The sequence below is a fragment of the Actinotalea ferrariae genome (genome assembly GCF_019733465.1).
Classification (GTDB): Bacteria; Actinomycetota; Actinomycetes; order Actinomycetales; family Cellulomonadaceae; genus Actinotalea; species Actinotalea ferrariae_A.
Genome location: NZ_JACVQL010000256.1, coordinates 1 through 11,059 on the forward strand (window position 1 = coordinate 1; position 11,059 = coordinate 11,059).

Annotated in this window: 14 protein-coding genes and 1 riboswitch; of the genes, 10 read left to right on the plus strand and 4 right to left on the minus strand. The window is 74.1% G+C overall.

From position 1 onward, the window contains the following. The 6 genes from ICW40_RS17135 to mnhG all read left to right on the plus strand — a co-directional run. Positions 1–772 (plus strand): MnhB domain-containing protein (locus ICW40_RS17135; protein ID WP_308121884.1); only part of this gene is annotated, 772 nt, incomplete at its 5' end. Beyond that, entirely contained in the window at positions 769–1,320 is a 552-nt protein-coding gene (locus tag ICW40_RS17140; protein WP_221655221.1) for a Na(+)/H(+) antiporter subunit C, read from the plus strand. The genes ICW40_RS17135 and ICW40_RS17140, both read left to right, overlap by 4 nt. Beyond that, complete coding sequence (locus ICW40_RS17145) at positions 1,317–2,948, plus strand: Na+/H+ antiporter subunit D (RefSeq protein WP_221655222.1); 1,632 nt, start codon at positions 1,317–1,319, stop codon at positions 2,946–2,948. The genes ICW40_RS17140 and ICW40_RS17145 overlap by 4 nt, the downstream gene beginning before the upstream one ends. Beyond that, positions 2,945–3,538, plus strand: coding sequence for a Na+/H+ antiporter subunit E (locus ICW40_RS17150; protein WP_221655223.1), 594 nt, complete (start codon positions 2,945–2,947; stop codon positions 3,536–3,538). Before ICW40_RS17145 ends, ICW40_RS17150 begins: the two co-directional genes overlap by 4 nt. Further along, the gene (locus ICW40_RS17155) at positions 3,535–3,924 is read left to right on the plus strand and encodes a monovalent cation/H+ antiporter complex subunit F (RefSeq protein WP_221655224.1); all 390 of its coding nucleotides are present in this window, start codon (positions 3,535–3,537) and stop codon (positions 3,922–3,924) included. Before ICW40_RS17150 ends, ICW40_RS17155 begins: the two co-directional genes overlap by 4 nt. After that, positions 3,921–4,295 (plus strand): monovalent cation/H(+) antiporter subunit G, encoded by a 375-nt coding sequence (gene mnhG, locus ICW40_RS17160; protein WP_221655225.1) that lies wholly within the window; start codon positions 3,921–3,923, stop codon positions 4,293–4,295. Before ICW40_RS17155 ends, mnhG begins: the two co-directional genes overlap by 4 nt. A 33-nt stretch (positions 4,296–4,328) precedes the next feature. On the opposite strand, the gene ICW40_RS17165 is transcribed toward mnhG, so the two are convergent. From ICW40_RS17165 to ICW40_RS17180, 4 genes are all read right to left on the minus strand, one after another. Then, positions 4,329–4,580, minus strand: a complete 252-nt coding sequence (locus ICW40_RS17165; protein WP_308121885.1) for a DUF4235 domain-containing protein — start codon at positions 4,578–4,580, stop codon at positions 4,329–4,331. Between the two features lie 152 nt (positions 4,581–4,732). Continuing rightward, entirely contained in the window at positions 4,733–6,028 is a 1,296-nt protein-coding gene (locus ICW40_RS17170; protein WP_221655226.1) for a cation:proton antiporter, read from the minus strand. Between the two features lie 49 nt (positions 6,029–6,077). Beyond that, complete coding sequence (locus ICW40_RS17175) at positions 6,078–7,160, minus strand: DNA glycosylase AlkZ-like family protein (RefSeq protein WP_221655227.1); 1,083 nt, start codon at positions 7,158–7,160, stop codon at positions 6,078–6,080. A gap of 4 nt (positions 7,161–7,164) precedes the next feature. After that, on the minus strand, positions 7,165–7,602 hold the full coding sequence (locus tag ICW40_RS17180) for a hypothetical protein (RefSeq protein ID WP_221655228.1): 438 nt from the start codon (positions 7,600–7,602) through the stop codon (positions 7,165–7,167). A gap of 300 nt (positions 7,603–7,902) precedes the next feature. On the opposite strand from ICW40_RS17180, the gene ICW40_RS17185 reads away from it, so the two are divergent. The 4 genes from ICW40_RS17185 to ICW40_RS17200 all read left to right on the plus strand — a co-directional run. After that, complete coding sequence (locus ICW40_RS17185) at positions 7,903–8,370, plus strand: ArsR/SmtB family transcription factor (protein ID WP_308121886.1); 468 nt, start codon at positions 7,903–7,905, stop codon at positions 8,368–8,370. A gap of 52 nt (positions 8,371–8,422) precedes the next feature. Then, positions 8,423–8,629: a hypothetical protein gene (locus ICW40_RS17190; RefSeq protein WP_221655230.1), complete on the plus strand. Its 207-nt coding sequence runs from the start codon at positions 8,423–8,425 to the stop codon at positions 8,627–8,629. A 261-nt stretch (positions 8,630–8,890) separates the two neighbouring features. Then, positions 8,891–9,011: riboswitch (TPP riboswitch) on the plus strand. Between the two features lie 86 nt (positions 9,012–9,097). After that, a complete protein-coding gene (locus ICW40_RS17195) occupies positions 9,098–10,195 on the plus strand; it encodes a thiamine ABC transporter substrate-binding protein (protein ID WP_221655231.1) in 1,098 nt (365 codons plus the stop codon). 1 nt (position 10,196) lies between these two features. Further along, a partial coding sequence (locus tag ICW40_RS17200) for an ABC transporter permease (protein WP_221655232.1) occupies positions 10,197–11,059 on the plus strand: 863 nt, incomplete at its 3' end.

The following is an 11,059-nucleotide window of genomic DNA, read 5'->3' on the forward strand; positions in this document are numbered from 1 at the left end:
CGAGGACGCGGACGGCACGGCCGGCCTCACGTCGGACGACGCCGCGACCGACGACGTGGCGCACGACGACGCTCCGCCTGCCGACGCGGCGCCCGACGACGCGACGCCCGAGGCCGGGCCCGAGGACGCCACGCGCACCGCACCGCGCCGCGGCCCGCGCGCGCCCGCGCTCGGCGCGGGGCGGCAGCGCGAGTGGCTGCGCGGCGGCCGTACGCTCGCGCCGCAGCGGCGCTCCGTGATCCTCGAGATCACGACGCGCCTCCTCTTCCACTCCATGATCGTGTTCGCGGTCTTCCTGCTGTTCTCGGGCCACAACGCGCCCGGCGGCGGCTTCGCGGCGGGACTCGTCGTCGGGATCGCGCTGATCGTCCGGTACCTCGCGGGCGGCCGGTACGAGCTCGGCGAGGCCGCGCCCGTCCACCCGGGTCTCCTCCTCGGCACGGGGCTGTTCCTCTCCGCCGGTGTGGGGCTCGTCGCGATCCTCGCGGGCGGGTCCGTGCTGCAGAGCGTGATCATCGAGTTCGACGTCGTCCTGCTCGGGCACGTGAAGCTCGTGACCTCGCTCTTCTTCGACCTGGGGGTGTTCCTCGTCGTCATCGGCCTGGTGCTCGACATCCTCCGCAGCCTCGGCGCGGAGATCGACCGGCACGGCGAGGAGGCGGGCACGGCCGAGGTCTCCGACGAGCTGCCCGTGGCGCCGCAGGTCCACGGCCTCGCCGCCGAGACCGCGTCGCTCGCGTCGCAGACCGTCCGGACGGGAGGGACCCCGTGATCGACACGAGCCCGAGCCTCGCGCTCGTCGCCACGATCGTCGTCCTCGTCACCGTGGGCGTGTACCTGCTGCTCGAGCGGAGCCTGTCGCGCGTCCTGCTCGGCGTGATCATCCTGGGCAACGCGGTGAACCTGCTGTTCCTCGTCGCGGGCGGCAAGGCGGGTGGCGCACCGATCATCGGCCAGACCGACGAGGACGCGATGAGCGACCCCCTGCCCCAGGCGATGGTGCTGACCGCCATCGTCATCACGCTGGGCATGACGGCGTTCCTCCTCGCGATGGCGTACCGCTCGTGGCAGCTCAACCGGCACGACGAGGTGCAGGACGACCTCGAGGACCGGCGGATCGCGCGCCGCGCGGCCGCCGACCAGGCGGCGTTCGAGGACGCCGACGCCGACGTCACGACGACGCTCGACGAGGACGCCGCCCTGGTGCGCGACGAGACCGGTCCGGTCGACCAGGGCGCCGCGGGCGGCCCCCTGCACGCGACGCTCGACGAGGCCGCGGCGGCCGGCCGCGCGAACCGCAGCGGCGGTGAGGGCCGATGACGCTCACCGACCTCACCTGGGTCGTCCCGCTGCCCGTCGTCGTGCCGCTCTTCGCGGCCGGCCTCGCGCTTGCGCTGTGGCGGCACGGCCGCGCCCAGGGCGTCATCAGCGTCGTGGCGCTCTCGGTCGTGCTCATCTCGTCGGTCGTGCTGCTCGTGGCCGCGGACGAGGGGCCGCTCGTGCTCGACGTCGGCGGCTGGGCGGCGCCCGTCGGCATCGACCTCGTGGCCGACCGCCTCTCGACGCTCATGCTCACCGTGTCGTCCGCGGTCACGCTGTGCGTGCTCCTGTACTCGCTCGCGCAGGGCGTCGAGGACGGCGACGCCGAGACGCCGATCGCGATCTTCCACCCCACGTACCTCGTGCTCACGGCGGGCGTCGCGAACGCCTTCCTCTCGGGTGACCTGTTCAACCTGTACGTCGGCTTCGAGATCCTGCTCGCCGCGTCCTACGTGCTCATCACGCTCGGCGGCACGGGCGAGCGCATCCGCGCGGGCACCATCTACGTCGTCGTCTCGCTGACGTCGTCGATCATCTTCCTGCTCGCGATCGCGCTCGTGTACGCGGCCACGGGCACGGTGAACCTCGCGCAGCTGGCCGAGCGCCTGCCCGACGTGGACCCGGCGGTCCAGCTCGCGCTGCAGCTGCTGCTGCTCCTCGCGTTCGGCATCAAGGCCGCCGTCTTCCCGCTGTCCGCGTGGCTGCCCGACTCCTACCCGACCGCTCCCGCGCCCGTCACGGCCGTGTTCGCCGGCCTGCTCACCAAGGTCGGCGTGTACGCCGTGATCCGGACGCAGACGCTGCTGTTCCCCGACGGCAGGGCGGACGACCTGCTCATGTGGGTAGCCCTCGCGACGATGGTCGTGGGCATCCTCGGCGCCGTCGCGCAGAACGACATCAAGCGTCTGGTGTCCTTCACGCTCGTCAGCCACATCGGCTACATGATCTTCGGCATCGCGATGTCGACCGAGCTGGGCCTGGCCTCGGCGATCTTCTACGTGGCCCACCACATCACCGTGCAGACGGCGCTCTTCCTCGTCGTCGGCCTCGTGGAGCGACGGGGCGGCTCGACGTCGCTCGACGACCTCGGCGGCCTCGCGAAGCTCGCGCCCGTGCTCGCGGTGCTCTTCTTCATCCCCGCGATGAACCTCGCGGGCATCCCGCCGCTCTCAGGCTTCCTCGGCAAGGCGGGCCTGCTCCAGGCGGGCGTGCAGATGGGCACACCGCTCGCCTACGCGCTCGTGACCGGCGCGGTGGTCACGTCCCTGCTGACGCTCTACGCGATCGTCAAGGCGTGGAACAAGGCGTTCTGGCAGACGGCGCCCGCGGCCCCGCCCGCGACCCGGCTGCCCGCGGGCATGGTCGGGCCCGCGGGGGCGCTCGTGGTGCTCGGCGTCGGCCTCACGGTCGTGGCCGGACCGCTGTTCGCGTACACCGAGCGCGCGGCCGCGACGCTGCGTGACCCCGTCCAGTACGTCACCGCGGTGCTGCCGGACGGCGCGCGGGGCGAGGGTCAGTCCGCGGAGGTCGCAGAGGACGCCGACGCCGCCGGCGAGGCGCCCGCGGAGGTCTCGGGCGACGTGCGCGACGACGGCGCCCAGGACGACAACCGCGAGGGGGACGGATGAGCCTGCACCCGCGGCGACGGTCCCTCGGGTTCCCGCTGCTCGCCGTCGTCTGGCTCACCAGCGTGTGGGTCCTGCTGTGGGGCGACCTGTCGGTCGCGAACGTCCTCGCGGGTCTCGCGATCGCGGTCCTCGCCGTGCGCAGCCTGCGCATGCCGAAGGTCGACTTCCACGGCCGGATCCACGTCCTGTCGCTCCTGTTCCTGATGTACCGGTTCGCCGTCGACCTCGTCGTCGCGAGCACGCAGGTGGCCCTGCTGGCGCTCAACCCCCGCCGCCGCGCGCAGAGCGCCGTGCTGGCGGTCCAGCTCCGCAGCCACTCCGACCTGTACCTCACGCTCACCGCGCAGCTCTGCTCGCTCGTGCCGAACTCCGTCGTCGTCGAGGCGCACCGGATCTCGGGGATGCTCTACGTCCACGTGCTCGACGTCGGCCTGGCCGGCGGCGTCGACGCGGCGCGGCAGCACGTGCTGGACACCGAGGCGCGCATCCTCCGCGCGCTCGCGTCCGACGAGGAGCTCGAGCAGGTTGGCCTGCCGCGCCGGCCGCTGCCGGCCATGGTGCAGTCCGCCGCCTCGGGAGGTCGCCGGTGAACGTCGTCATCCTGCTCGCCGGCGCGCTGCTGGGCGCCACCGCGATCCTCGCGCTGGTCCGGGCGGAGAAGGGTCCGAGCGTCCTCGACCGGGCGCTCGCGCTCGACATCCTCACGGGTGCGCTCGTCGGCGCGATCGCGCTCGAGGCCGCCTGGTCGCGGCGCATCGACACGGTCCCGATCCTCGTCGCCGTCGCGCTGGTCGGCTTCGTCGCCTCCGTGACCGTGGCGCGGTTCGTCGCGGTCGAGGCCGAGGGCGAGGGCCGCATCCTCACGCGCGACGAGCTCGCCGCGCTCGAGAACGAGCGCATCGAGGCCGACGCGGCTCAGCGTGCCTCGACCGACGAGGAGCACCACGGCGGTCTCGCCCAGGGGGAGGTGTCATGACGCTCGACGCCGTGGCCGACGTCCTCTCGGCGCTGTGCCTGCTGGGCGGAGCCTTCCTCGCCTTCGCGGCCGGCGTGGGTCTCGTCCGGTTCCCCGACCTCCTGGCGCGCATGCACACGGCCGCGAAGCCGCAGGTGCTCGGGCTCATCCTGCTGATGACCGGCCTGGGCCTGCGGCTCCGGGACGGCCACGTCGTGTGGATGCTCGTGCTCGTCGTGCTGTTCCAGATGCTGACGTCGCCCGTCGCCGCGCACATGGTGGCGCGGGCCGGCTACCGCACGGGCAAGGTGCGCAAGGAGCTGCTCGTCGTCGACGAGCTGACGCGCGACATGGAGGCCGCCGAGCGCGAGAAGGAGCGCGACCGCGACTGAGGGCGGTGCGCAGCCCGGCGGCGCTCCGTCGGGCTACTTGATGAGCTTCGCCGCGCCGCGGGTCGCGAACACGCGCGAGAGCGAGACGATCGCGCCGGTGATCGCGGCGGCGGCGAGGATCTCGCCGAAGCGCGCGTCCCCGGGGTTCTCGGCCTTCGGCGGCTTGTGGCCGAGGACGGCGTTCCAACCGCGGTCGATGACCTGGTTCGCCAGCCAGGCGGCGCCCAGCGCGATCGCCAGACCGGCCGCCTTCGCGACCATCGTCTCCTTCTGGGCCTCGCGCACACGTCCTCCTGTGGTGATCGGTCGTGGGAGCCACGCTAGTGGGGCCGGGCCCCGCCCGCGACGGCGCCCGGCCCGGCTCCGACGCGGTTCTGGAACGGATGCGACGCCGGGACGTCGGATCCGTTCCGGAAGTCGCCCAGGGCGCCGGTCGCTCAGACGGCCGTGTGGGCGACGTCGCCGTCGCCCTGCGCCGCTCGGCGCGCGCGCGTGCGGTCGAGGTGCGCCATCACGGGCGTGGCCGCGACCCCGTGCAGCACGATCGAGCCCACGACGACGAGCCCCGCGATCGCCCACAGCCGCTCCGCCTCCGCCTCGAACGCGCCGTGCTCGAGGGCGTAGGCCACGTAGAACAGCGAGCCGACCCCGCGCACGCCGAAGAAGGCGATCGCGCCCCGCTCGCGTCGGCCCGTGCGGCCACCCGCGAGGCCGACGAGGCCGGCGAGCGGGCGGATCAGCAGCAGGAACGCGGCGGCGACGCCGACCTCCGCCCAGCCGATGTCGTCGAGAAGACCTCGCGCGACGGCGCCGCCGAGCAGGACGACGACGGCGACGGTGAGCAGGCGCTCGGTCTGCTCGACGAACGAGTGCAGCACCGCGTGGTACTCGTCGTCGTGCTCGATGTTGCGGAGGGCGACGGCGCACACGAACACGGCGATGAAGCCGTAGCCCTCGGCGAGCTCGACGAGTCCGTACGCGAGGAACGTGGCGGCGAGCGCGACGAAGCCCTGCGTGTGCTGGGTCAGGTCCCGGCTCCGGGCGAAGCCGGAGAAGAAGAGGCGACCGAGCAGCCAGCCCACCGCACCGCCGACGAGCATGCCGACCGCGAGCCGCCAGAGCACGTCGACGAGCACCCAGTGGCCGAGCCAGCCGCCCAGGGCCGGCCCGGCCGTGCTGATCGCGATCGCGGCGTACGTGAAGGGGAACGCGAGCCCGTCGTTCAGGCCGGCCTCGGACGTGAGCGCGAACCGGGCCTCGTCGTCGTCCTGACCGGGCTCGGCGGTCGGCTCGTTGACCTGGACCTCCGTGGCCAGGACCGGGTCGGTCGGCGCGAGCGCCGCGCCGACGAGCACGGCGGCGGCGAGTCCGAGCCCCAGCATCCACGAGCCGAGGAGTGCTGCCGCGAGGATCGAGAGGGGCATGGTGATGCCGAGCAGTCGCCACGTGCTGGCCCAGGCGCGTCGTCCGACGGGCCGGTTGATCGCCAGGCCGGCGCCCATGAGCGAGACCAGGACGCAGACCTCGGTCAGGTGCAGCGCGATCGTGTGGTGCTCGACGGGGTCCGGGTCGGGAAGCCGGGGCAGCACCGCGAACGCCAGGATGCTGGCACCGAGGAACACGGCGGGCATCGAGACGGGCGCGCGCTGCAGCGCACGCGGCAGCACCGCCGCGATCAGGGTCACGACGCCGATCGCCGCGAAGACGGCGCCGCTCCCGTCGAAGGCGATCACGGGCTGACGGTAGGTCACCGGCCCGCCGAGCGCCCGGTGACCGGGTGCGTCACCGCACGAGCCGGAGACCCTGCCAGGCGGCGAGCGCCTCGAGCTCGGCGTCGACGTCGTCGGCCGTGGTCGGCGTGAAGGGGACGTCCTGGTGGACCGCGTGGACCGTGAGGACGCCCGCCTTGCGGTCCGCCGTCGCGTCGACCTTGCCGACGAGGCGGTCGTGGTGGAGCACGGGGAGCGCGAAGTAGCCCCAGCGCCGCTTCGCGGCCGGCTTGTACATCTCGAGGTGGTACTCGAAGTCGAACAGCTCCTCGGCGCGCACGCGGTCGTGCACGAGGCGGTCGAACGGGGACAGCAGCGCGGTGCGGCCCTCGAACGGCACGGCGACAGCCCCGGGGTCCACGCGCCACTCGCCCGCGACGCCGTCGACCACCGCCGGCTCCCCGGCGTCGCCGACGTCGGCCGGCTCGACGGGCTGCGCGGTCGTGGTGGCGCGGGCGATGCCCAGTGCCCGGAGGCGACGCGCGTTGCGCTCGCGCAGCGCGTCGTCCGGGGGCAGCGGGACGACGCCGGCCGGGTGGACCCGCTCGGCGAGGTCCCACAGGCGCTGGCGCCCGCGCCGGCCCGCGATGGCGATCTCGCCGCGGCCGGCGAGGATCTCGAGCATCTGCGTGACGTTGCGGTTGTTGGTCCAGCCGGTCGACGGCCACGCGACGGCGCTCGTGTCGGGGATGTCCCGCGAGAGCAGCGGGCCGGCGTCGCGCAGCCGGGCGAGCACGTCGTCGCGGAAGGAGGCGTTCGCCTCGAGCCACTCGCGCGCCTGCAGGTAGCGCGGCGCGCCGGCCATGACGGGCAGGTAGAGGGGCAGGTCGGCCCTCGGGCGCACGGTGGCGCGGTACTCGAAGAGGGTGCGGTCCCGGTCGAGCGCCTGCTGGAGCTGCGCGGGTTCGTACGCCGCCCCGAGCCGCGTCCACGCGACCAGGTCGGCGCTGGGTGCGACGGCCGCGGTCGGGTCGAGCTGCAGGAAGGTCAGGTGGCGGACGGTCGCGAGCAGGTTCGTCGGCCGCCGCGCGTCGAGCAGCTGGGCGCGGACCGCGATGCGACGCGCCTCGTCGCGATCCAGGCGGTGGACCGTCATCCCGTCAGCTGGGCTCGAGCCAGAGGTAGACGTCCTGACCGGACTCCACGGCGCGCGCGACGAGCCCGGTGATCTCGCGGACGAGCGGCTGGAGGTCCTGGCCCGCCGCGTCCATCTCCTCCGACGCCGCCCACGCCTCCGCGACGTCGGCCGGGGCGTCCGGGTCCTCCGGGTCGTCGAGCGCGGCGAGCACCTCGCACAGGTACTCGGGGAGCTTGAACAGGTACTCGTGCTCGAGGTCCACCTCGGCGACCTCGAGGTCGCCGCTGCCGAAGCGGACCGCCTTGGCCGCGATCTCGCCGAGCACCTCGAGGTCGACCGGGGTGAGCGACACGTCCATCGACGACGTCGCGTCGTCCGGCTCGTCGCCCGCGTCGAGCGCCGTGGCGCGGGCCAGCGCCTCCGCATGCGTTCCGGTGAAGAGCTGCGCGACGAGCGACATGGTCGTCCTCCGATGAGGTGGCTGGGCCCGGTGCGGCGAGCGTATCCAGCGACGCGTCCCGTGTCCCGGCCGTGGCGATCCCTGTGCGTACCGCCGCGCCGACGTCCGGTTCTGGAACCGATGCCGCGGGCGGAGCGCGGTCTCCGTTCCAGAACCGGGCAGTGCGGTGCGGAGTGCGGTGCGGGTGCGGGTGGGTGCGTTGCGGTGCGGGCGGTGCGATGGGGGTCGTCACGCAGGTGCGACACGTGTAGTGTTTCTACGACAGGTGGTCGTCGACGGTTGTCGAGAGGCGGAGGTGGCGTGGAGGAGCTCGAACGGCTGGTCGCGCGCCTCTCCGCCGTGGCGAGCGCGCAGCGCCTGCGGATCGTCGCCGAGCTCGGCGCCGGGCCGCTGCACGTGAGCGAGCTGGCGCGCCGGGTGGGCCTCTCGCGGCCGGTGCTCTACATGCACCTGACGCGGCTCGAGGAGGCCGGCGTCGTCTCGAGCCGGCACGAGCTCTCGGCCGACGGCAAGGCGCTCAAGGTCTTCTCCGCGGAGGACTTCCGGATCGTCGTCGACCTGCCGACGCTCCTCCGTGCGGTCGCCGGCGACGACCCCGAGGTCGTCCCTGTCCAGGACGCGCCGTCCGACCGCGCGCCGTCCGACACCGCGCCGTCCGACACCGGCCCCTCTGACACCGCCCCCTCCGACACCGCCCGCTCCGACATCGCCCTCTTCGACACCGCCCTCTCCGACATCGCACGCACCGACCAGCAGACCCAACCCTGACGCGTCGTCGTCGACCCATCCGGCCGCTCGCGGCCCGAACCCTGGAGGACACATGGACATCCCCTGGTACGCGCTGCTCGCCATCGTCGGCGTGATCTGCGGCGTGGCGCTCACCGCGTGGCAGAGCCACCTGCAGAGCCGCAAGGACGTCGCTCGCATCCAGGCCGAGGCGCTGGGCGGCGAGCTGAGTGCCCGCCTCGACAGCATCGACGCCCGGCTCGCCGCGATCGAGCGCACCCTCACCGAGATCCCGAGCTGACGGCCCACCGCGCCCCATCCGGTCCCACCCGGTTCTGGAACAGATCCGGCGGTCCGAGCGCCGTTCCCGTTCCAGAACTGGGGCAGGGCGGCAGGGGACGCGGCGCGAGGGGCCGGGTCGGGCGAGGTCGCGCGGCGGCCAGCGGTCCGTGGACGACGGGTTGGCCGGGGCCGGCAGATGGCGGGAGCGGCCCGCGGTAGGCGCAGGGCCGGCAGCGCGCGGGCGACGGGTCCGGGGCCGTCCGCGCGGCGGTAGAGTCGGCTCGAACGACAGGGGAGCGTCGCCCGGGCCACCGGGCGCAGGACGCTGAGAGTGCGGGCGACCGCAGACCCTCGAACCTGATCCGGGTGATACCGGCGTAGGGAGTCGGGACGTCTCAGACGTCATCCACGTCGTCCAGGGCTCGCGTCCGCGCGCGCCCCGGACGCCGCGGGTGGCGTCCCCCTCCTGCCACCACGAGGAGGAGACATGGCGAGCACCCTCGCCCACACCCACCGCGCCCGACGGCGCCTCGCACCGGCCGCCGTCCTGGCGCTGCTGCCGCTCGCGGCCTGCTCGGCCATCGGCGCCGACGACGCCCCCGAGCCGGCGGGCTCGGGCGACGCGGCCCGCGGCACGGTCGTCCTGGTCACGCACGACTCGTTCGCGCTGAGCGACGACGTCGTCGCCGCGTTCGAGCAGGAGACCGGCCTCTCGCTCGAGCTGCGGGCCCCGGGCGACGGCGGCGCGCTCGTCAACCAGCTGATCCTCACCAAGGACGCGCCGCTCGGCGACGTCGTCTACGGGATCGACAACACGTTCGCGAGCCGCGCGATCGCCGAGGGCGTGCTCGAGCCCTACGAGTCGCCCGCCGCGGGCGAGGACGTCGCGCGCTACGCGGTCGACGACGCGCACCACCTCAGCGCGGTCGACGTCGGCGACGCGTGCGTCAACGTCGACCACGAGTGGTTCGCCGAGCGCGGCGTGCCCGAGCCGACGACCCTCGAGCAGCTCACCGACCCCGCGTACCGGGACCTGCTCGTGATCACCAACCCGGCGACGTCGTCGCCCGGGCTCGCCTTCCTGCTCGCGACGGTCGCGCGGTTCGGCGAGGACGGCTGGGTCGACTACTGGACCGCGCTGCGCGCCAACGGCGTCGAGGTGGTGTCGGGCTGGTCGGACGCCTACTACGTCGACTTCTCCGGGCCGTCGAGCGAGGGTGACCGGCCGCTCGTGCTCAGCTACGCGTCCTCGCCGCCGTCCGAGGTGCCCGAGGGCTCGGACACCGCGCCGACGGGCGCGCTGCTCGACACGTGCTTCCGCCAGGTCGAGTACGCGGGTGTCCTCGCCGGGGCGGAGAACCCCGACGGGGCGCAGCAGGTCGTGGACTGGCTGCTGAGCCCCGAGGTGCAGGCCGACCTGCCCGGGAGCATGTACGTCTACCCCGTGGACAGCTCGGTCGAGCTGCCCGAGGCGTGGAGCCGGTTCGCGCCGCAGCCCGAGGAGCCGCTGACGCTCGACCCCGAGATCATCAGCGAGAACCGGGACGCCTGGATCCAGGAGTGGACCGACGTCGTCCTGGGCTGAGGTGGTCCCGGCCCGCGCCGGGAGCGGGCGCGCGGCGCGCCGGTGGCTGGCCTGGGGGCTGGCCGCCGGCCTCCCGCTGCTCTTCCTCGGGCTGTTCTTCGCCTACCCCGTCGCCGCGCTGCTCGGCCTCGGGTTCGTCGGCGACGACGGGCTCGACCTCGGCGGCTTCGGCCAGGTGCTCTCGCGCGGGCGCACGTGGCGGATCATCGGGCTGACGCTCGCGCAGTCCGTCGTGGGCACGGCGCTCGCGCTCGTGCTCGGGCTGCCCGCGGCGCACCTGCTCTACCGGCGCGAGTTCCCCGGCCGGCGGGCCCTGCGCGCGTTCGTCGTCGTGCCGTTCGTGCTGCCGACCGTCGTCGTGGGCGTCGCCTTCCGCTCCGTCCTCACCGGCTCCGGACCGCTCGCGTTCCTCGGCTGGGACGGCACGTTCGCGGCCGTCGTCGCCGCCCTCGTCTTCTTCAACCTCGCCGTCGTGGTCCGGACCGTCGGGGGGTTCTGGGCCGGCACAGACCCGCGCGCGGAGCAGGCCGCGCGCGCCCTGGGCGCCTCCCCGTGGCGCGCGTTCGTGCACGTCACCCTGCCCGCGCTGACGCCGGCGCTGGCCTCGGCCGCCGCGATCGTGTTCCTCTTCTGCGCGACGGCGTTCGGCGTCGTCCTCGTGCTCGGCGGTGCCCGCTACGGCACGGTCGAGACCGAGATCTGGGTGCAGACGACGCAGTTCCTCGACCTGCGGTCGGCCGCCGTGCTGTCCGTCGTGCAGATGCTCCTCGTCGCCGCCTGCCTGGGGCTCGCCGGCCGGGCGCGCGCGTCGCGCGAGCGCGCGCTGCAGCTCACGCCCGACCCGCGCGCCGCCCTGCCGCGGCC